The sequence below is a fragment of the Maridesulfovibrio sp. genome (assembly GCF_965230075.1).
Lineage (GTDB): Bacteria > Desulfobacterota > Desulfovibrionia > Desulfovibrionales > Desulfovibrionaceae > Maridesulfovibrio.
In genome coordinates, this window is record NZ_OZ245945.1 from 2093606 (window position 1) to 2116239 (window position 22634).

Here is a 22634-nt window from a genome sequence, read left to right on the forward strand (position 1 = left end):
CAGCGACGACAGCAAGGTTTAGAACTTTGTGAAATTTGTTACTAATTCTTTAGGAGGACAACAGATGAATATTCTTATTTTTGGACCCAACGGTAGTGGTAAAGGAACTCAGGGCGCTCTCGCTAAGAAAAAATACGACCTCGATCACATCGAATCCGGTGCTATTTTCCGTAAGCACATCGGTGGCGGTACCGAGCTCGGTATGAAAGCTAAAGAGTACATCGACAAAGGTGAACTCGTTCCCGATGATATCACCATTCCTATGGTTCTCGACGTTCTCCAGTCTTCCGGCGAAAACGGCTGGCTGCTCGACGGTTTCCCCCGCTCCATCGTACAGGCTGAAAAGCTCTGGGAAGCTCTCGAAAAAGACGGCGTAAAGCTCGACTTCGTTATCGAAATCCTGCTGCCCCGCGAAGTGGCTAAAAACCGCATCATGGGCCGTCGCCTCTGTGAAAACGATCCTAACCACCCCAACAACAAGTTCATCGACGCTATCAAACCCGACGGAGACAAATGTCGCGTATGCGGTGGTGCTCTCTCCGAGCGCGCTGATGACCAGGACGAAGATGCAATCAACAAGCGTCACGACATCTACTACGATGACAAGACCGGTACTGTTGCAGCTGCATACTTCTACAAAGATCTGGCTCCTAAAGCTGGCTTCAAATACATCGAACTCAATGGTGAAGGCACCATCGAAGAGATCAAAGATACCCTCATGGGTCAGCTCGTTTAGTTCGAAGTTTGCCGAATATAAAAGGCCCGCAGTCATTTTGACTGCGGGCCTTTTTTTGCGCGCTTGCGCATCAACTATTTAATCATCATCAACAGTAATGGTCGGAAACATCCCCTGCTTTTCTCCGCCCAGATAAGGCTGAAACAGGTTATAGGAAACATACTGTGTTCTCTGTGCATGTCCCCTGCTCTCTGCATTGCCATCGTAGCGAGCACCGTTTTCCACCAGAATATGTTCAATACGATTCTGGAAATCCCGGATAAATGCCGCTCCATCTCCATAAAATGACATATCGCCAATATTGAATGCCTTACCTTTAGAAAAGGCAGCTAAAGACATGGACTGTGTTTCAAGATCGCTCTGCTTGGTCACATAGCCCCAGATAATGGTTTCATCCGGAATTTCAATTGGCTCGGAAGCATGAATTATTGTGTGCGGCATAACAATTGAGCCAGCACCAACGGAAACCTGACTCTCCTCAGTTCCATGCAGGAAAGAGTTAAAGCCGATAAAGACCTTCTCTCCAATATTCGAATGAACCAGCTTACCGCCATGGGCCACAACAACCAGTCCGGCAAAACGGGTATCTACAATAAAACTGTTTTCCTGCGCATTGGACCCGGTTCCGAGTACTGAATTCTCAATATATGCCCGCTGGGCCACGAGGCAGTTCTCGCCGATCACGCAATCCCCTTTGACCACCGAATAGCGGCTTACGAAGGCGTTCTCAGGAACCCAGACCGGGAACTTATCTGCCAAAGAATCATATACAGGGAGGAAATCACTCCTGCGCCCTTTAAGAAAATCAGCGAATAAGCCAACTAACTCACCATCCTGATCCCATGAGATGTATCTTTCAAGGGTCGCCTGCGGATAGCGGTAATCAAATTCGTATTTACCTTCAGCCTTGATCCAGATACGGCCCGGATCAATGCAGGCCTTGGAAAGGTCTCCGGCCTGAACATAACAGTAGTTGCCGAGAATGCAGTTATGCAGCACGGAGAGGTCGGCAGTTGCAAATGCTCCAAGGTAGGCACCTTCAGTAGTGGTACCATGGATGTTTGCATAGTGCATGGAAACAGTGTTTTGGATACGGAAAAGTTCAGGAATTTCGGGATTACGGGAGTGGTTGTGGACGAGGGTTTTGAAGAGAAAGCTGTTTACAACAAGAATAATTTCATCACGGTAAAGCTCTGTTGTAACACCCCCGAAATCAACTTCTGTCCCAGCTGCCTTCAGCTCATCCCCGCGGATATCACTCCTAAGGACAATCGAACGGTCCACATCGCATTTACCAAGAAAATACGATCCACCGAGGTTACTTTCCCGGAAGCGGAAATAAATAGGATGGTCGATGGACAGTGCGTAATACGCATAGGCTTCAGTCAATTTCCCAATATCAATAGTAGAAGTAAGGGCCTGTTCAACATCCAGTCCCATAGGCCGGAGGTTTACATTCACCCTTGATATAATATGATTGATAAGCTTTTTGACTCTTTTCATGTCTACCTCTTATCTACCGGACACGCAGTCCGGCATAGCCGGGTAAGCCCCGGATTGTCTGCTTTGCAGTAAGATACAACTTGCAGTAATTGATTTTCAAGAAGATACCCTTTCCCCTGACGACCTTCAATAGAAAAAATGTCGTAATTTTATTAAGTTAAAATATAAAAAAGCCCCATCTGAGTATGTGTTTACTCAGATGGGGCAAATAATCATAATATCAACAATTGGCTCTAAAGCAGGAATATTCCGGCAAGGCCGAGAAGCGACAGAAATCCAAAACTGTCAGTTATTGTCGTCAGGAAAATTGAGGAAGCCTGTGCAGGATCACGTCCGAATTCCTTCAGAATAATCGGTATCGCTCCGCCGACCACAGCGCCAAGGACCATATCAATGAACAACGCTCCGGCCATAACCATCGCCAGTGCATAATTACTGGTCAGCATGAACACGGCCCCTAGGACCAGAAAGGAAACACAGATACCATTGGCAAGGCCAATTTTTAATTCACGAAAAACCGCTTCCCACGACTTCTTGCGATCAAACTTTTCCGTAGCAAACTGACGGATCATAACCGCAAGGGCCTGCTGCCCGGTATTACCGGCCTGGTTGGCCACAATAGGCATAAGTACTGCCAGCATGGCCATCTTGGCGATATTATCTTCAAAAAGATGGACCACCCAAGCGGAAACAGCAGAGTTAAGTACGTTGATAACCAGCCAAGGCAGACGTTTTTTTACCGAATACGCCCAAGGAGAATCAACGGTTTCGTCAGTACCCGCACCAACCATGGACTGCATATCCTCGCTGGCCTCTTCATTAATAATGTCAATGACATCATCAACAGTGACAACACCGAGGAAACGATGATCAAAGTCGGTAACGGGCATAGCCCCAAAGTTGTAGTGCGCGATAAGTCGGGCTACTTCCTCTTTATCCACGTTATAGTTGACGGAAATAAGGTGCTGGTTGCTGGTCAAGTCGGTAAGCATTTTGCCTGCACGGGAAATGAGTAGATCGCGCATGGAAACAACACCAACCAGCTGATTGCGGCGCCCGACCACATATGCATAGTAAGGGATACTCTTGTCTTCCGCTTCCTTGCGGATTTCAGCAATAGCTTGATCAACGGTCATATTGTCGCGGACAATGGCAACTTCGGTAGTCATAACACCACCGGCAGTATCAGGATCAAAGGTCAGCAGGGTTGAAATTTCTTCCCTGTCTTCAGCCTTGATCTGACGAAGTAAGGTTTCCCGAAGATCATCATCAAGTCCCTCGAGAATATCCGTCGCATCATCCGGAGACATAATCTCAAGGATACGGGCAGCCATGCCGACATTGAGTCGTTCAATAAGCTCCCGCTGATCGTATTCTTCCATCTCGGCAATGGAATTCGCGGCATCACGAATTGGCAACTGCTTGATGAACTTGACCTGTTCTTCAAGACCGAGTTCTTCAATATGATCAGCAGCATCCGCAGGGTGCATGGCATCAATAACACGCTGGTCGACTTCGCCAGCACGTCCTTTGCCGTGTTCCTGCCACCGCCTTAATGGTTCGGGTATACCTTTTGGATTAGCCATGGCGCATCAACTATACCAAATAGAGTCAAAGGTCAAAATTTATCACCCTGAAACTGCTGAAAAATAAGTTTGTGAAATCCTTCTCAGCCCTTGTGCTGCCTCATAAAACCGGATACCAAATTTCGTTACATGACCTCAAACACAATGTTACAAAATATTAACAGGAATCATATGACTGAAAACGCATTTAACGACTTCTTTCAGGCCGAAGCAAAAATGTTCCTTCTGGCCACTATAAGAATAGCTTTAAGCGAAGACGGCCCGGACCTGACCTCATTGGGCCTGTTTGAGCAGGAAGACATTGCCACTGCTCAGATCATCGCAAAAGAAGATACTGTAATTTCCGGATTGCCCCTTATCAACTTGATTCTTGAATTTGCAGATCAGGAAAACAAGTGCCAGGTGCACCTCAATGTGGATGAAGGCGATAAAATCTCCAAAGGAACCCTTATCGCTGCAATTCAGGGACCTGCCGGCCTGCTCCTCAAGGCTGAGCGTGTTATTCTGAACTTTATCTCCCACATGTCCGGAATCGCGACTGAAACCCGTAAATACGTGGACGCGCTGGATCATAGCGAGACTATCCTCCTCGATACCCGCAAGACCCTGCCCGGCCTGCGTTACCCTGAAAAGTACGCTGTCCTCTGCGGCGGAGCCAAAAACCATCGCCTTAATCTGGTGGAAATGCTCATGCTTAAGGACAACCACATTGACCGCGCCGGATCAATCACTGCCGCCGTGGAAAAACTGCGTACCAAATATGGTGAAGAATGCCCGCCCATTGAGGTGGAATGCCGCAATCAGGAAGAAGTGGACGAAGCCATAGCTACCAAAGTTGAGCGCATCATGCTCGACAACATGACCTTTGATGAAGCAAAGGCAGCTATCACCACTATTCCCGATGAAATTGAAACCGAGATCAGTGGAAACGTGACCCTTGAAACCATTGCCAAACTTGCAGAAGCAGGTCCGGATTACATATCCGTAGGCAGGATCACCCACTCCGCAAAATGCTCTGACATGAGCATGCAGATCATACCTATGTAGGTTCTACTTTGATGTATTCGGATATAATTGCTGAACAAAAGAAGAAATACGGCAAAAGACTGGCGATTCTGGGACACCATTACCAGTCCGATGAAATCATAAAACATACCGATCTCAAGGGCGATTCTCTGGAACTTGCCCGCCAGATCGAAAAGCTTGAAGCGGAATATATTGTATTCTGCGGTGTCCACTTCATGGCTGAATCCGCTGCAATCGTGCGCCGGGAAGAGCAGAAGGTTTACATTCCCGATGCAAATGCCGGCTGTGTCATGGCTAACATGGCCCCGGCATGGCTGGTGGATAAGGTGCTGACCAGACTGATCAATGAGACCGGAAGAAAGATTATTCCGCTCGCATACGTGAATACCCCTGCTGCGGTAAAAACAGTTTGCGGTAAACACGGAGGAACAGTCTGCACTTCCGCCAATGCTGAAAAAATGCTCCGCTGGGCACAGGAACAAGGTGACGCGGTTCTCTTTCTGCCGGACAGGAACCTCGCCCTCAACACTGCTGACACCCTCGGCATAGCTCCTGAAAAGCGCATGATCCTCAACATCCGTTCTTTAGGAACTCAGATTGATGTTGAAGAAACCATGGACAAGAAATTGCTGATCTGGCCCGGCCTCTGCGCCATCCACCAGCGCTTCAAACTGTCCCAGATTGAAGATTTTCGTGCGAAACATCCCGGCTGCAAGGTAATTGTACATCCCGAATGCCCCCCCGAACTGGTAAAGGCATCTGACGGTGCAGGATCGACTTCATATCTCATTAAATATGTTAATGAAGCTCCTGCGGGTACTACTATTGTAGTTGGTACGGAAACCAACCTCGTCAACAGGTTGAAGGATATGTTCCCGGAAAAGAAAATCCTTCCGCTGGGCATCAGCTTCTGCAGCAACATGGCTAAAATCACAGAAAAAAATCTTGCTGAACTTCTCCAGAATCTGGAAACAGCTCCTTATGAAGATGTTTCCGATAATATCCGGGAACCGGCAAGACTCGCTCTCGAAAGAATGCTCGACGTCTGCAAATAAAAACACTGACTCAACCTTTAGCCGGAACCTGAAAAGGCTGCCGTGAAATGAGATATAGGCATGCAGGAAAACCGAATGAAAACTGAGGTTTTGATTATCGGATCAGGTATCGCCGGATGTATATCAGCTCTGACGATAGCAGAAAAAGGTATAGAAGTTACACTATTAACCCCGGGAGATGATCTTTTTACCGGTAACACGAGACTGGCCCAAGGCGGTATCGTTTACACCGGTCCGGACGATTCTCCAAAAAAACTGGAAAAAGACATCTACACTGCCGGTTGGAATTACAACAACAGAAAGGCAGTACGGGCTATAGCCAAGCATGGCCCTGATGCCTTGAAAAAGTTGCTGCTGGAAAAATATCCTGTTGCTTTCCACAAAAATGATGACGGGGAATACAGCCTGACTAAAGAAGGTGGGCATGCTGTAAATCGTATTCTCTATTGTGCTGATCATACTGGAAAGTCGATTATGGATGTACTCATCCAGCATGTAATAGACCATCCCTACATTCAGGTCTGTACCAACAGAACCGCCATTGACCTGTTGACCAACCACCATCATGCCCGCGACAATGAGTTCAGATATTCACTGAGCAACAAATGTCTAGGTGCGTATGTTTATAATGAATCGCTGAATATGGTGGAGACTTTTCTGGCTGATTTCACCGTACTGGCAACAGGCGGACTCGGTCAGATTTATCTGCACACCACCAACACTCCCGGTTCCATCGGATCCGGCATTGCCATGGCAAACCGTGCCAAGGCAAGGGTGATCAACGCCGAGATGGTCCAGTTTCACCCCACTTCTTTCTTCCAACGGGTGCGCACAAGAGCCAGCCGCCGATTTCTGATTTCAGAAGCTGTCCGCGGTGAAGGTGCAAAGCTGATCAACTGCTACGGCGAGCCGTTCATGCACCGTTATGATCCCCGTGCTGATCTTGCCCCCCGTGACATAGTCACCCGCTCAATCCTCGAAGAAATGCTCAGGACGAAGGAAGAGTGTGTTTACCTTGATGCTGCCAATCATGTGAAGCAGGATCTACCAACAAGGTTCCCGACCATTTATGGCAAATGCCTTGATAATGGAATCGACATCAACAACCAGCCCATCCCCGTTGTCCCGGCTGCCCATTACTTCTGTGGCGGTGTGCTGGTGGATGAAAAAGGTAAGTCCACGCTGGATCGCCTCTATGCCATCGGCGAATGCTCCTGTACAGGAGTACACGGAGGAAACCGTTTGGCTAGCACGTCTTTACTGGAAGGTATGCTCTGGGGACACACTTCCGGGGAGGATATTGCCAGTCGTCTCGGGAAAAACTCAAGAATACCCAAAAAGCTGCTTAATGCTGTGCCGGACTGGGTAAATCCCGGTTCCAACGAGAATGAAGATCCGGCCCTCATTGCGCAGGACTGGGCTTTTATCCGTAACATTATGTGGAACTATGTGGGGATCACCCGCTCCACCGCACGCCTCAACCGAGCAATAGACGATCTGCAGAATCTGAATCGCAACCTGCATTCATTTTACAAGCGGACCCCGATCAGCAGGCCAATTATCGACCTGTTCCATGGGAGTCAGTCGGCCTTGATCGTTACGGTCGCTGCCCTACGCAACAAGAAAAGCGTGGGCTGCCACTATCGCATAGATTAGAATAAAGAAGGGGAAGCATTGAGCTTCCCCTTCTTTTTATCTATCATATTTTTCTTTTGGTATGGCGTAAAAAACAGTTTCGTCCAGCCCTTCAGAATAGTGCCCTATTTTAAACACATAATCTTTGAGTTGCTTCATCAGCATTAAAGGAACACCGATAAACTGTTCCTTTGAATGGTAAAAGCATATTGCCAATTGCGGACGGTCCCGCTTAATGAGTTTCATAGCCCCTTCCAACATAGGGATTTCTGAATTTTCAATGTCGGCAATTAGCAGGTCCAGTCGTGGCATGGCTAATCTTTCAGCTTCGTTATCCAAAGCATTGAGCTGAACAGTGTGTCCTTGCGCGTCAATCGAAACATTGCGCACAAAGCTGGCACTGCCGTCAAAAGCAAAGTCGGCTTTTGCTTCAGAATTCCAAAGCCCCTTTTCGATCAAATGAAATTTGCCTGACCCATTTAACTTCTGCAAAGTCTCTTTGCTGATTGCAGAACTGCCTTGTGGGTCAAATCCATAAATATTTTTAACATGTTGCTGCTCAACTAAAAAAAAAGCCTCGCTACCATCATAGACTCCGGCCTGCACAACATATTCAATTGCTGGAAAATTTATAAAATCAAAATAACTACAAGCAATGTGCTTAGGATAAGACTTAAGTTGTTGAGGTTCTTTAAAAACAAAATTTCCCATTGTTTCAGAGACATAAACAAGCTCAACTTTATCTGAACCAACAATCCGTGCTTCACATAGAAGTTTGAACAAGTTCCGATCACTGTCTGAATGCAGGTTGTCCAGAATAAAGCTTATGTCTTCCCCCATCTGGACAATATCTTCGGGCAGAAACTGGTAGCCATAAAACTTAGGCCATGAAAATCCTGCAACATTAGTGATTCCCAAAGAATCAAGGTTCGAGATAATTTCAGGATAGTAGCAGGAACAGACCAAAATCAGATCATATTCATTTTTACGCTCCACAAGAGTTTGCGGACTGAAAATTTCAAACCCTTTAAATGAACCAGACTGAAAAGTATCTGCAAAGCAGACAACTTCCACATCAGGACGTATCTGGCGCAGCAGTTTAAGTGATTCCACCCCGCCTTTTCCAATACCGTACAAACAAACTCTACTATTATCCGGTATGCCCGTATGGTCGATATATCTGATGTTGATCTCGCTCATAGCATTATGGACAAACTGTTCTATTTTCTCCAGAACTCGGGGACACAAAGTACAATCACAGTGTAAATTTCTAGACGGCCCAGCAACATACAAAAAATGAGTGCCCATTTACCAAGTTCAGGGATGTGGGCATAGTTCTCCGTAGGCCCTACACTGCCGATACCGGGACCAATGTTACCGATACAGGCCAGAGAAGCGGCAAAAGAGGAAACAACATCAACTCCGGTAGCAGCGACAATCAATCCGCAGATCACAAAAAGCAGCAGCCAGAGTACGAAAAATCCGAGGATGTCGTTCATGGTTTCAGGCTTGACCACAGTCTTGCCCAGCTTGACCCGGTTAACGGAACGGGGATGAATGATGCGAAAAACTTCCTGATAGGCCTGCTTCAGAAGCAGCATGATACGCAGATGTTTCATACCGCCACTGGTGGACCCGGCACAACCGCCGAGAAACATACAAAGTAGCAACAATCCCTGTGCAACAGCAGGCCAGATTTCATAATCTGCTGTTGCGTATCCGGTTGTACTGATAATGGAAGCTACCTGAAACGATGTATAGCGAAAGGATTCTTCAATAGATTCATAATTGGTGGCTGAGTATACCGAAATGGTAATGATAGCCATAATGACTAAGGTAATGACGCCGAAAAATCTGAACTCAGGATCTTTCCAGAGCAAAAGCGGACGTCCCTTGATCATCTGGTAATGGAGGCTGAAGTTCACCGCAGCAACGAGCATAAAAAATGTAATTACATAGTCAATGTAAGCGCTCTGAAAATAGGCCACAGAAGAGTTCTTGGTGGAAAATCCACCAGTAGCAAGGGTTCCGAAGGTATGACAAAGGGAGTCAAAAAGATCCATACCACCGAACATGAGCAGAGCCGCTTCAATAGCGGAAAAAAGAACGTAAACCTTCCAAAGAACCAGCGCAGTATCCTTGATACGCGGCTTAAGCTTATCCGGCACCGGACCGGGAACTTCCGCCTTGTAAAGCTGCATCCCCCCTACTCCGAGGAAAGGAAGAATAGCTAGCGAAAGCACGATGATTCCCATACCGCCCAGCCAGTGAGTCAGGCTGCGCCAGAAAAGAATGCCCTTGGCATTCTTCTCAATATCCATCATCACCGAGGCTCCGGTGGTGGTAAAACCGGAAAGGGATTCGAAAAAACAATCCACGTAACTGCTGAAGACATCACCGAAATAGAACGGTAGACTTCCAAAAAAGCCTGCGAAAACCCACCCCAGAGCAACAATAGCCATGCCTTCACGGTGACTTAAGCCCTTAGTTCCTTCACGATCCATGAAAATCAGGAACATGGCCAGACCACTGATGCAGGTCAGCCCGAAAGATTTAAGTAGCGGCAGGATTCCCGCATCCTGATAGTAAAGGGAAAATCCCAGCGGAAAAAGCATGGTCAGCCCAACGCAAAGCGTCAAGGCCCCAATTATATGCAGAACTATTTTCCAGCGCATTAATAAAGCTCCAGCTTGGTGGTGAGAGCCTTTTCAATCTTGGGAATATTATTGTGGGTGGAAATAATCAACAGGCGGTCATTAGGCTCGATCACAGTCAAACCTGTAGGAATGATAACATCATCGCCGCGCTGAAAGCAAAGGATCAAGGTTCCCTTGGGCAGATTCAATTCCATAATCGGCTTGCCCACAATATCAGACTTCTCCTGCGCAATGGCTTCAAGAGCTTCTGCCTCTTCACCCTTAATGGAGACAGCAGAAATAACCTTTCCCTGACGCACAAAATGAAGAATTGAGTTAATAGCAGAAAGTCGTGGACAAACCAGGTGATCAATGCCGATGGGCTGAATCAACGGAATATATGCAAATTTATTGATCCGGGTGATAGTCTTGCGCGCGCCGAGGTTCTTGGCCAGCAGACAGGAAAGGATGTTCATTTCCTCATCCCCGGTCACAGAAATAACCATATCCAGATCACCGACATTTTCCTCGTTAAGCAAATCCTGATCTGTGCCATCGCCATTAAGGACAATTACACGGTCAAGATTCTCAGACAGATCAGCGCAACGGTCCGCATCATTATCGATGAGGCGGGTATGATATTTTTTGTTGTCCAGAGCGCGAGCCAGCAGAGAGCCGACATTCCCGCCACCGACGATCAGAACTTTCTTGATGGGATCGGAAAGAATTCCGGCACGCTTGAGCAATTCATTCTGCTGATCACGCATGCAGGTAAAATAAACGATGTCACCCTTCTCAATGGTATCCAGGCCACCGGGAATAATAAGTTCATCATCCCTGACCAGAGCAGCGATAACAACATCAATATCTTCGCCAAGCTGCTCACGTACTTTCATAAGCTGGACGCCCTCAAGGGGGCTGTCATCAGGCAATTTGACTCCGATCAGACGCACCTTACCGCCCACGAAATCATTAATTTCCACTGATCCGGGTACACTCATAACCCTGAGGATGGATTCAACAACCTCTTCATCCGGGTTGATGATTGTGTCAATACGCAAATCACCTTCTGAAAACATGTCGGAATACTTGGTGTAATCCTCGTTCCTGATGCGGGCCAGCTTGATGATACCGGGCTTGAGCTTGTTGGCGAGAAAAGTTGCGATGAGGTTGATTTCATCCTTATCCGTCACAGCCAGAAAGATATCAGCTTCACGAACCCCGGCTTCTTCCAGAATTTCTGGACTGGAACCGGAACCTTGAATCGTCTGGACATCCAGCGAATCGGAAACCTTGCTAAGAGCTTTCGGATTCATGTCGATTACGACAACATCCTTGTTCTCGCCGGAAAGACGTCTGGCTACGTTAAAGCCGACTTCTCCGGCGCCTACTATGATAACTCTCAAAAGTTACTCCTTGCGCATTACATCTGGTATAGACAGAAAAGTACTGTTGAAATCAATAGTTGCTTATAACTTGATCGTTTAAATTCAGCAACAACAACTTTTTTCAAAGTGCAAAGAACGTAAAAAGCCCGTCGCACAAGGCGACGGGCTGAAATAGTCTTGTAAAGAATAGAATCTTTTAAGACACTAAGCCATTTTGTTAACGGCTGCGCTGAGGCGGGAAATCCTGCGTGCTGCTGCACGAGCGTGGATAACCTTTTTGGTAGCTGCCTTATCGAGGATAGAGGTAGCTTTGCGCAGTGCGGTTGCTGCGAGTTCGGTGTCGTTAGCTTCAACAGCAGAACGAACTTCTTTTACAACGTTTTTGATACGGGTACGTACCATGTTGTTACGCAGGTTACGCTTAATGGACTGACGGTGTCTTTTGAGTGCGGATTTATGGTTCGCCAAGGTATTTCTCCTTAAATTAAATTTCTATTTTTTAACCCGGCAAGCCGGGATTACGTTCAAACGAAGAGTGTCTTTAACCAATAACAGCAATAACTGTCAAGGCAGGAGAATATTTTTTTTAAAGAAAAAGTCTAGAAAAAAACATATTCACCCAAGCTATCTTCAAACCGGCCTGCAGATTAAACCTGCAATGCGCCGAAATCAGCCAGCCTGCTAAGCCTGTCAACCAAAGCTTTAAGCAGGTTGAGACGGTTCATCCTCAAACCCTTGTCTTCGCAGATAACCATTACGTTATCAAAGAAGTCGTCGACATAGGGACGCAGTTCGCCGAGGATTGCGAACAGCTTAGAGAACTCGTCATTTTCCCAGAGTTCCTCAAAACGGGCTGCGGTTTCATCAAGCTTGGCGGCAAGTTCTTTCTCCTGCGCTTCTTCCAACTTATCAGCTTCAAAGCCGCCGGTGAGCGACACACCCTGCTCACTGCCCTGCTTCTTGATGATGTTGGCTGCGCGTTTAAAAGTAAGCACGGCCTGCTCGAAACCTTCAGCCTTGGCGAATTCAGCCAACGCTTCGACTCTGGCCTTAAGAGCAGTAACGTCACGGTAGCCGGCGCCAAGTGCTGCATCAACAACCCTTGTTTCATAGCCTTTACCTGTGAAGTAGGCACGGAGTCTGTTGGAAATGAACTCACCAAGTTTCTCGAGGAGTTCAGACTTTTCAAGTTTCCACTTGATATCCTTGGAGTAACCTTCATAGGCCATATCCATGATTTCAAGGATGTCCACTCTCAAGTCATACTGTATAATCATGCGCACGATACCCAGAGCGGCGCGCCGCAGCGCGTAGGTATCGTTTGCGCCAGTGGGGATCTTATTAAGACCGAAGCAACCGACCAGAGTGTCGGCCTTATCGGACATGGAAACAATAACACCGCCGAGAGTGGAAGGCACGGGGCTTTCCGGCCCTGCAGGCAGGTATTGTTCGTACAGAGCTTTACATACTACGTCATCTTCGCCACATTTGGAAGCGTAGATGCCGCCCATTTTACCCTGAAGTTTATCAAACTCGTTAACCATCTCGGAAACGAGGTCGGCCTTGGCAAGACGTCCGGCGCGGGCCATCTCGGTCTGCAAAGAAGCATCGGTCTTGCCTGCGATCAGTGCGGCAAGGCGTTCCATCCTGCGAGACTTGTCACCCATGGAACCAAGGGGACCGAGGAATACGACGTTGTCCAGCTTGGCAAGCCAGGTATCGAAGTCAGTCTTGAGGTCATTCTTCCAGAAGAAACGTCCATCTTCCAGTCTGGCGCGCAGAACCTTTTCCCAGCCCTTGCGAACCAGTTCCACATCAGTGGGTACGAGGTTCAGGGTGCACAGGAAGTGCGGGAGCAACTCGCCATCTTCTTTCTGGATACCGAAACATTTCTGATGACTTTCCATGCTGGTCAACAGGACTTCCTTGGGAAGTTCGAGGAAAGACTCATCAAAGTTACCGATGATGGGCACGGGAAGTTCAACAAGGTTGCTGACTTCTTCCAGCAGGGAATCTTTCCAGACCACGGAGCCGTTCAGCTCGGAAGCAAGTCTGTCACCTTCGCTGCGAACCTGCTCTCCCCTTGCAATGGGGGAAATGATTACGGAAGATTTTTCCTTGATCACATCAAAGTAATCATCAGCAGAAGCTACTTCCCAAGGACCGGCACCCATTACGCGGTGACCGAAAGTCTGGCGACCGGAAGGCATGCCAGCCATTTCGAATTCAACCACGTCAGCACCGAACAGGCAAAGCAGCCAGCGCAGCGGACGTCCGAAAGCGAAATCAAGGTTGCCCCATTTCATTTTCTTGGGGAAGGAAAGTTTTTTAATCGCAGTTACGCAAAGCTCAGGCAGGATGGAGATGGTTTCGCCACCGCCGACAATCTTCTTGGCTGCAAGGTAATCACCTTTCTCAGTCTCGAGGGTGTAAACATCTTCAAGGGCGATTCCTTGAGATTTCACAAAGCCGGTCAGAGCTTTGGTGGGGTTACCGTCGGCATCGTAAGCAATGCGTGCCGGAGGACCGGAAACTTCTTCTTCAACCTTTTTCTGCACTGCTGCCATATCCTTAACAAATACGGTCAAACGGCGCGGAGTAGCAAAAGTTTCTACGCTTGCGTTATCAATCATGCTCTCTTCAAGAAGAGTGCTGAAAATATCTTTAATATCGATACCAAGCCGGGGAACAAAGCGGGCGGGCATCTCTTCAATTCCAATCTCGAGTATAAAATCGGCCATCTTAGCTTCCGTTTTTTTAATCGTTTTCAAGCATGGGGTAATTCAGATTCTCGCGTTCTTCAGCATACAGCTTGGCTGCTGCGGAGGCGAGATTACGAACTCTGCCGATGTAGGTTGCCCTTTCAGTAATGGAGATTGCTCCACGGGCATCAAGCATGTTGAAGGTATGGGAACACTTCAGACAGTATTCGTATGCCGGACGGGCCAGGCCTTCTGCACAGAGCTTTTTGCTTTCTGCTTCGTATTTATCGAAGAGATCCAGCAGCATGTTGGCATCGCTGAGCTCAAAGTTGTACTTGGACTGCTCCACTTCGTTCTGGTGGAAAATCTGTCCGTAGGTAACCTTGTCGTTCCATTTGAGATCGTAAACAGACTCTACGCCCTGCAGGTACATGCAGATACGCTCAAGGCCGTATGTGAGTTCAACGGAAACAGGCTTGAGGTCGATACCGCCAACCTGCTGGAAGTAAGTAAACTGGGTAACTTCCATGCCGTTGAGCCAAACTTCCCAGCCAAGGCCCCATGCGCCGAGTGTGGGAGACTCCCAGTCATCCTCGACAAAACGGATGTCATGCTCTTTAGCGTCAATGCCGAGAACTTCAAGACTCTTAAGGTAAAGGTCCTGAACATCGTCAGGAGAAGGTTTCAGAATAACCTGAAACTGGAAGTAATGCTGCAGTCTGTTGGGGTTTTCACCGTAACGTCCGTCAGTGGGACGGCGGGAAGGCTCAACATATGCTGTATTCCACGGCTCAGGTCCGATTACACGGAAAAAAGTTGAAGGGTTGAATGTGCCGGCGCCGACCTCAATATCAAGAGGCTGGACAATGCAGCATCCGTAATCAGACCAAAAGTCCTGAAGTTTGAGTATAACATCTTGAAAATTCATCAAATTCCTCTCATCTAGCAAACAAACATTTGTATTGATTCATTTCCGGCTCTGCGTTTTACGCAACCATGGAAATGTCCGGTTTACAAACAAAAAACACAGGATAGCTATAGAGCCATCCTGAACGACTGCCCAAATGGGCAGAGAAATATTATATCTTCCGGTAACCGTTGCCTTCCCAGATCACACCCATGTGGTAGGCCATGAAACGATCCATTACCGAAAAGCACTCCTGACGTATTTCCGCCGGAAGCTGCAGATTGATCCAGCTGGACGGTCCTGTATCCTGAATCCAAGCCAGTGTCCGTGCTGTTCCTGCGCTGATTGTCTCGCCCTGCCTGCCATCATTACAGTCCAGACAGCTGAGCTGGCCCTTTTCAATATTGAAGACCACAGGACGGGAACTGAACAAAGGTTTGCCGCATTGTGCGCAAATTGTAAAGTCTGGATTGTATCCTTGCTCAAATGCAACCTTTGCCCGGAAGAAAAGCGGAAAGAAATCGTCCGGCTCAGCCTCTTCGATAACATCCAATGTCTCGGTCAGCAGATCAAATACAGCCCGGTTTCCATCCCGCTCCAATACCGCAGATTCAATAAATTTAAAACAATTAGCTGCCAGCCCCATCTTGCGGAAATCAGAACGAATCCCGGGGTACCCTTTTACAAGGCTCCCCTCCTGCAGGACCTGATACGTTCCGGTCTTGTTGGTACCTGTTTTGAAAAGCACTTGTGAAAATGGCTCAAGGCATCCACCAAACCGTCTGCGGCTCCGGCTTCCTCCGAAGGCGAATGCATTCTGCACTCCCCGTGTGGCGGATAAAAAACGAACCCAAAGATCGTTTTCCTTAAATTTACCTGTTTTAAGAATTACTACTTTTTCAGTGAGTTCCATCTACGCTTTGCCGCAACTACTGAACAGCGGAAAATTCAAGTTTCTTGACCTTACCCTTAGGGGCATCAAATGAATACGGCTTGCCGTTGGAAGCAATCTCAACGCCACCACCGTTACCGAGCTTAATTTTCAGGCTGTCTTCATAAGGCAGTGAAAGAGTGTCACCTTCTTGAAGTACATATTCTTTTGCGTCACCGTCAACCACAGCTTCGAGCCAGCAGGCTTCACCGGGTTTGGCAGTAATAGCCACAATATTGCCTACAGGTTCAGCAACAACGGGTTTCTCTTCTGCTGCAGCCTGCTCCACAGGTTCAACAGCTTCCTCAACCTTAGTCTCAGCGGGGGCTTCGCTTACAGCAGACTGTTCAGCTTCTGCAGGAACAGTCTTAGCAGGCTCAGCCTTTTTTTCTTCAACGACCGGGGCTTCAGTTTGTGCTTCAGGAGCAGCAGGCTTTTCCTGAACCGCCTCCTCCGCAACAACTTCCGTCTGGGTTGTTTTCTGGGAACTGAAGAAAGAATTGTCATGCAGGTAATAAACCAATCCGCCAACAATACCGGCAAGAATCAAAACCAGAAAAATGGTTCCAACAGGACTTTTTTTAGTGCCCGCGCTGTAGTCAGGCTGGACAACCTCTACAATTTCTTCCGCAGATTCCGTTGCAGTTGTACCGGAACCCATGATCCGCGAAAATTCTTCACCTATTTCTTCAGCATCGAGTCCAAGAGCCTTGGCATAAGTTTTTATAAACCCTTTGGCATAGACTTCATGGGGAAATTCTTTACTGTTCCCGCTTTCAATAGCATTGATATTCACACGGCTGACTTTGGTAATCTCCATGATCTGCTCAATGGTCAGCCCCTGCCGTTCTCTTTCATCTTTTAACCGGGAACCAAGCTCTTTCAAATCCATACGACCCTCTCAATACAGTCTGGCAGTAATGTTTCAAAAACCAATTTGAAACTGTCGTTAAAGGCTGCCCAAAAAACAGCCAAGATCCGCTACAGTTCTCCCCGTTTATTTAAGCTCAATAACTGCTTTCTCCCTGAGCTTTTTAATAAAATCGGCAAATAACTCGTCTTGTTTCTGACGGTAAAGCCGTTGATAAATTTCCTGCTTGCTGTCTTCAAAAGAAGCTGCTTCGGTATTAACGTAAGAATCAAGCTTAAGTAGAGCCTTGAAACTCTGAACGTCAAAAGGCTTACTTACGCCACCGGGTTTCAAACCTTCAAGGGCTTCATGCCAAGTCTGGGCAAGATCATCCCATTCGAGGACGCCAAGATCCCCCCCACTTCCGGCACCAGGTCCAGTGGTATACTTGTCTGCAGCTTCTTCAAAAGTTGTTTCCCCTGCAATAATCTGCTCACGCACCTGATCTGCAGAAACATTTTCGGGAAAAAGAATCAATTTCAGATGTACGCTTTTGGCAACTTCACCCTGATCAGTACGGGTACTGTTCCATGCCGCCTTAATTTCATCATCAGTAACAACAACCTTGCTTTTTACCTTATAAGAAAGCAGACGATGTTTGCGGATATCTTTTCCGATTTTTTCTTTAAATTGAGTAAGATTTGTTTTCTGAAGTTCAAGCTGACGTTCAAATTCTTCGTCATTCAGGTTACTTTTTTCTTTAATTGCTTTTACTTCATTCTCAATATCCTGAGCAGAAACATCGACCTCAAGTCTTTTACTTTCCTGATCAATGATGATCTCGTTAATGAAACGGTCAAGAATCTGCTGACGGACTCTTTTTAATTGCTCCACTTCAACAGCGGAAAGTTCGTTTCCATCAAACTGTTTCATAATGGGAGCCATTTTTCTGTTCAGTTCATACATGGTCACGACTTCACCGTTCACAACGGCTACAATTCCATCAACAACTTTTTCATCAGCAGTGGCAAATGATACGGACCCTATAATCATGCTGGCCAGAAAACCGGCAATAATGCGTTTCAATTCAATTCTCCTGAATATGGATACCGGACCTCCGTCCGGTTTTATCGTCAAATTTATCGCGACCACCATAAAGTTGCCGCAACTTGGTTAATTCCTATGACTAACTAAACTCTTTCACTAAACTATGCAACTATTCAGCCTTTGTCGCTTTCTCGGAAACAATACCCTGCTCCATTTCCTCAACTTCAGGCATCAGTTCCTTGCTGATTTTAATCTTCGAGGTTGCCATTTTGTTTTTCAGCCAACCTTCAAATTTTTCCTTAAGCTTTCGTTCTAAGAGGACTTTTTCAACCATGGGATAAGCCTGCAAAGGGGTCAACAGGGTTGCATCCTTTTTCTCTTTGAGAATCAGGCAAAAAACTTCTTTTTTCTGGGTGATTACCGGTGTCGCTTTTCCGGGTTCCAGATCTTCTACAAAGGTCTTCCAGTTTGCAGGTATCTGTCCATTCCTGATCCAGATTTCGCGAACCGAAACCTTTCGGAGTTTTGCAGATATGGCAGCCGGGGTAAGTCCGTCACGATACAACTCCACACCCTTGAGAACCAAATCCTTGCTCATACCTTTAACCATTACGAATCGATATCCCGCAGGCATGTAAAAATCGGAAAGATGGGTTCGGTAATATTTTTCAGCTTCCTTGTAATCAATCTTGATTTCAGGACGCAGTATATCGTGAAAAAATTTATCCATAGCCAGCTGATATTTGAGCTGTGAACGCCATGCGTTGATATCTATATATTCTTCTATAAGAATCTGCTCAAAAGAATCATCAGGATAATCAGAACGAACTTCGTCTTCAGCTTCTTTCAACTCCTTATCAGAGACGGGAATTTCACGTTGTTCCAATTCTTGGGCAACCAACTCCTGAACAATCAAATCACCAAGAATCTGTCCATATTCAGCCCTGACCTGCTCAACAGAAGGGACAAATCCGCCTCCTGCTTCATGGGTAAGATCATATTTGTATTCTAGCTGGCTCAGATAAATAGGATTTCCATTTACCCTTGCAATAATGCCCGGTTCTTCACTTTTATTCTGACAGCCAAACAGGGAACAAGCCAGCAGAACACCGATCAATATTTTTTTCATACTCAGTTTCCGTATTAACCGTGTCACGGCAAAGTTAAAGTAACGGTTCAAGTTTTTTACAAATAGAATCAAGACCTTTGGAAATAGAAACACTTTGATCAAGGCGAACTTCAAGGGCTGCCGGAGGCTTGAGTTTTGCTTTATCACCCTGTTCTCCAATCCAGGCAATCAGTTTAGCCGGATCAACAGGGTTGTTGTTCTCTGCCCAAGTTAAGATAACCCTGGTCGGAAAAAGGTCTGCCCGGACAACTCCCAGACGAGCCAGGGTCCGCTTGAGGTAAAGCACGGAAAGGAAGTTTTCAACCTCTTCCGGAAAATGTCCGAAACGGTCTTTGATTTCAGCAGCAAGCTCTTCGATTCCAGCTTCACTGTCAGCAGATGAAAGAGCACGGTAGTAACGCAAACGTTCTCGCGCATCGGGAACAAAATCTTCCGGCAAATGAGCCTTGAACACAAAGTTCATTTCTGGATCACTTACTTGTGAGGAATCATCGCCCTTGATTCTGCGCACTTCTTCGTCCAGCATTTCAAGAAATAGATCAAGTCCGACCTTGGCCATCTGTCCGGACTGAACTTCGCCAAGAATATTACCGGCTCCGCGTAAGCGCAGGTCTTCCATGGCGACCTTGAATCCGGCACCAAGATAATCAAGCTGCAAAATAATCTGCATCCTGCGTTTAGCTTTCTCGGAAAGTGAATCCAGTGATGAAACAGCGAAATATGCATAGGCCTGCCGGGTGCTGCGTCCTACCCTGCCGCGAAGCTGGTAAAGCTGCCCAAGCCCGAACATCTGCGCCTGATCGACAATCAAGGTGTTTGCATTGGGGAAATCAAGCCCGGATTCAATAATTGCAGTAGCAACAAGGATATCCAGTTCCTTATGCCAGAATTTGTGAATTGTTTCTTCAAGATTCTTCTCAGTCATCTGGCCATGGGCCATGCCGATCTTGGCATCAGGGGCAAGCTTCTTAACGAACTCAACCACTCGTTCAAGCCCTTGAACACGGTTATGGACCCAGAAAACCTGTCCGCCACGTTCAAGCTCACGGGATACAACAGAGGCAAGCATGGCTTCATCACGTTCAATAAGTGCAGTCTCAACCGGCTTTCGGTCCACCGGAGGAGTTTCAATGGTACTCAGACTGCGCACACCGGAAAGAGAAAGCTGTAAAGTACGGGGGATAGGCGTTGCGGTCAGGGTCAGCGCATCGATGTTCTTACGCATTTCCTTGACCCGCTCCTTGTGGCGCACACCAAAACGCTGCTCTTCATCAAGGATAAGCAAGCCCAGGTTGGGTGCTTCCACGTCCTTGGAAAGTACGCGATGGGTCCCGATAAGAATATCAAGCTCCCCTGCCGCCATTTGCTCTAAAACACGCTTCTGGCGGGACTTGGGGACAAAACGGCTTAGCATACCAACGGTAACCGGAAATCCTTCCATACGCTGTACAAAGGTCTGATAATGCTGTTCTGCAAGCACTGTTGTGGGACAAAGCAAAACCACCTGCTTACCGTCCAGTACAGCTCTGAAAGCAGCACGCAAGGCAACCTCGGTCTTACCGAAGCCCACGTCACCGCAAACAAGGCGGTCCATGGGTTCCGGGCTTTCCATATCACGGAAAACATCCTGAATGGCTTTTTCCTGATCCGGGGTTTCCTCGAACCCGAAGGTGGATTCAAACTCCCAATACATTTCATCCAGTGGTCCGTAGGCATAACCTTTGGCAATCTTGCGGTAGGCATACATCTCTACAAGTTCACCGGCGATCTTCTCAATAGCCTTGCGAGCCTTTTCGCGAGTCTTGGCCCAGCGAGCACCGCCAAGCTTATCGAGAATCGGGCATGATCCTTCCGGACCTTTGTACTTCTGGACCAGATTCAGACGGTCGACCGGGACATAAAGCTTGTCTTCTGAATCAAAAAACAACAGCAGGTAATCATTAGCCACATCGCCAACATTCATGTGATGCAGCCCGCCAAAACGTGAAAGACCGTAATCTCGGTGGACCAGCAGGTCGTCAAGCAGCAGGTCTTCGTAACTGGTCATACCTTCGAAGGCTTTATCCCGGCTGCGGGTTCCCTTTGCTGCTTGAGGCTGGATTACATCTTCACCAAGGATTACAGTCTGGTTCCATTCCAGCTCCATCCCCTGCTTAAGCGGCGAAACAAGGGCATAAACACCTTTATTCAAAGGAGAATACTCTGTGGCAATGGTTAGTTGTTCCGGTTCAATAAGGGAAAGAAATTTCTTGCGTGAACGTTCGGTTCGAAAACTGAGCACTGTCTGAAAACGCTCGGTCTTCCACTCTTTCAAGGCAGCAACCAATGCCGCCCAAGGGCGCTTGATCTGCTCCGGCTTCCAAAAAATATCTGTGAATGCTGAGATGGATCGCTCGGAAAGGTCAATACCGTCCTTTTCCCTGCCGATAACAAGGTCTTCAAAGACTATTTGACGCTCATCACGCCACGTTCCACGGGCTTTTTCCTCATTCCAGCAGATTACATGCATAGGCCATTTGCAGCCATTGTGAACGGATTTATCCTGCAGAAATGACTTCCAACCATGCTCCTGATCCTGCAACTTAGTACGCAGGTTGGATGCAGAGGAAAGCACATAAACTGATTTTTGCGGAAAGAAAGCTTTGAGATCCACTGCTTCAGGATAAAAAAGCCCGGGCCAGATCATGCCGTCGGCATTTCCCGCTTTTTCAAGCAAACGGGTATATCCTTCTGATGAAATCTCTCCGGTCTTTTTGAGCTGAGTCCAGAGAGTTTCTGCTTCATCCACGTAATTCCCGGTCAACATGGCCGGAGCAACGGGCAAAAGAGTTACTTCGTCAAGGTCAGCCTTTGATCTCTGAGATGAAGGATCGAAAACACGGATTTCTTCGAGGGTGTCGCCGAAAAATTCAAGACGCACCGGCAAATCATATCCCGGTGCATAGATATCAAGAATGTCTCCGCGCATGGACATCTCACCATACCCGGAAACAAGCTTTGTTCTTGTATAGCCCCATGTAACCGCCTGCTCCATGAGCAGCTCGGGGTCCATCTCCTCACCCTTTGTGAGAACAATGTAGTTGCTCTCCAGAACATCCGGGGAAGGCCATTTGGGCAAAAGGTTATCAGCAGTCATGAGCACAGACTGCTTTCCGCCACGAGTCAATGCATGCAGTGCAGCCCAACGTTCAGCCCAGTCAGAGGCTGCTGGATTCTTACTAAGATGTGGTGGCAGAAAGACCCAATCCCGCTCCCACGAAGGAACAACCTTGCCCTTCTGGTCAAGCTCGTTGCGACTGAACAGAGTCAGCAAGGCCTTTAGTTCTGAATATTCGCGCGCACCCGGAGCAACAAGAACAACCGACTCACCCCGTGAATGAAGGTTGTGGGCTGTGAAGGCTTGTGTTCCGTGACCGCTTTTAAAAATACGTAAGTTATCACCACTTCCGGAAGCGAAAGCGGATAGTTGGGCTGGTAAGGACAAACTGACTCCAGAAATTTAT

At 47.4% G+C, this 22634-nt stretch carries 17 protein-coding genes; 4 read left to right on the top strand and 13 right to left on the bottom strand.

Translation table 11 applies throughout. The annotated features are described in order from the left end of the window. Positions 1-64 precede the first annotated feature (64 nt). Entirely contained in the window at positions 65-736 is a 672-nt protein-coding gene (locus ACO05Z_RS09510) for an adenylate kinase (protein ID WP_421901938.1), read from the top strand. 78 nt (positions 737-814) lie between these two features. Here ACO05Z_RS09510 and ACO05Z_RS09515 read toward each other — a convergent pair whose 3' ends face one another. Beyond that, a complete protein-coding gene (locus ACO05Z_RS09515; RefSeq protein WP_421901939.1) occupies positions 815-2239 on the bottom strand; it encodes a transferase in 1425 nt (474 codons plus the stop codon). Positions 2240-2472: 233 nt separating this feature from the next. Continuing rightward, positions 2473-3825, bottom strand: a complete 1353-nt coding sequence (mgtE, locus tag ACO05Z_RS09520) for a magnesium transporter (RefSeq protein WP_421901940.1) — start codon at positions 3823-3825, stop codon at positions 2473-2475. A 171-nt stretch (positions 3826-3996) separates the two neighbouring features. Here mgtE and nadC point away from each other — a divergent pair, with 171 nt between their 5' ends. The 3 genes from nadC to nadB all read left to right on the top strand — a co-directional run bounded on the left by nadC (position 3997) and on the right by nadB (position 7562). Then, complete coding sequence (gene nadC / locus ACO05Z_RS09525) at positions 3997-4872, top strand: carboxylating nicotinate-nucleotide diphosphorylase (protein WP_421901941.1); 876 nt, start codon at positions 3997-3999, stop codon at positions 4870-4872. 11 nt (positions 4873-4883) lie between these two features. Then, positions 4884-5906 (top strand): quinolinate synthase NadA, encoded by a 1023-nt coding sequence (gene nadA, locus ACO05Z_RS09530; protein ID WP_421901942.1) that lies wholly within the window; start codon positions 4884-4886, stop codon positions 5904-5906. Positions 5907-5981: 75 nt separating this feature from the next. Beyond that, positions 5982-7562, top strand: coding sequence for an L-aspartate oxidase (nadB, locus tag ACO05Z_RS09535; RefSeq protein WP_421901943.1), 1581 nt, complete (start codon positions 5982-5984; stop codon positions 7560-7562). 36 nt (positions 7563-7598) lie between these two features. On the opposite strand, the gene ACO05Z_RS09540 is transcribed toward nadB, so the two are convergent. From ACO05Z_RS09540 to mfd, 11 genes are all read right to left on the bottom strand, one after another. After that, on the bottom strand, positions 7599-8741 hold the full coding sequence (locus ACO05Z_RS09540; RefSeq protein ID WP_421901944.1) for an FkbM family methyltransferase: 1143 nt from the start codon (positions 8739-8741) through the stop codon (positions 7599-7601). A gap of 20 nt (positions 8742-8761) precedes the next feature. Beyond that, positions 8762-10216, bottom strand: a complete 1455-nt coding sequence (locus ACO05Z_RS09545; protein ID WP_421901945.1) for a TrkH family potassium uptake protein — start codon at positions 10214-10216, stop codon at positions 8762-8764. After that, the gene (gene trkA / locus ACO05Z_RS09550) at positions 10216-11583 is read right to left on the bottom strand and encodes a Trk system potassium transporter TrkA (protein WP_421901946.1); all 1368 of its coding nucleotides are present in this window, start codon (positions 11581-11583) and stop codon (positions 10216-10218) included. Before trkA ends, ACO05Z_RS09545 begins: the two co-directional genes overlap by 1 nt. 186 nt (positions 11584-11769) lie before the next feature. Then, positions 11770-12033 carry a 30S ribosomal protein S20 gene (gene rpsT / locus ACO05Z_RS09555; protein ID WP_421901947.1) on the bottom strand — a complete coding sequence of 88 codons (264 nt, stop codon included), beginning with the start codon at positions 12031-12033 and terminating at the stop codon, positions 11770-11772. Between the two features lie 179 nt (positions 12034-12212). Further along, positions 12213-14306, bottom strand: coding sequence for a glycine--tRNA ligase subunit beta (gene glyS, locus ACO05Z_RS09560; protein WP_421901948.1), 2094 nt, complete (start codon positions 14304-14306; stop codon positions 12213-12215). A gap of 16 nt (positions 14307-14322) precedes the next feature. Beyond that, positions 14323-15195 (bottom strand): glycine--tRNA ligase subunit alpha, encoded by an 873-nt coding sequence (gene glyQ, locus ACO05Z_RS09565; RefSeq protein WP_421901949.1) that lies wholly within the window; start codon positions 15193-15195, stop codon positions 14323-14325. Positions 15196-15346: 151 nt separating this feature from the next. After that, positions 15347-16087, bottom strand: a complete 741-nt coding sequence (recO, locus tag ACO05Z_RS09570) for a DNA repair protein RecO (protein ID WP_421901950.1) — start codon at positions 16085-16087, stop codon at positions 15347-15349. 16 nt (positions 16088-16103) lie between these two features. After that, positions 16104-16997, bottom strand: coding sequence for a RodZ domain-containing protein (locus tag ACO05Z_RS09575; protein ID WP_421901951.1), 894 nt, complete (start codon positions 16995-16997; stop codon positions 16104-16106). Positions 16998-17102: 105 nt separating this feature from the next. Beyond that, entirely contained in the window at positions 17103-18041 is a 939-nt protein-coding gene (locus ACO05Z_RS09580) for a SurA N-terminal domain-containing protein (protein ID WP_421901952.1), read from the bottom strand. A 130-nt stretch (positions 18042-18171) separates the two neighbouring features. Beyond that, the gene (locus tag ACO05Z_RS09585) at positions 18172-19131 is read right to left on the bottom strand and encodes a SurA N-terminal domain-containing protein (RefSeq protein WP_421901953.1); all 960 of its coding nucleotides are present in this window, start codon (positions 19129-19131) and stop codon (positions 18172-18174) included. Between the two features lie 34 nt (positions 19132-19165). Next, positions 19166-22615 carry a transcription-repair coupling factor gene (gene mfd, locus ACO05Z_RS09590; RefSeq protein ID WP_421901954.1) on the bottom strand — a complete coding sequence of 1150 codons (3450 nt, stop codon included), beginning with the start codon at positions 22613-22615 and terminating at the stop codon, positions 19166-19168. Between the last annotated feature and the right edge of the window lie 19 nt (positions 22616-22634).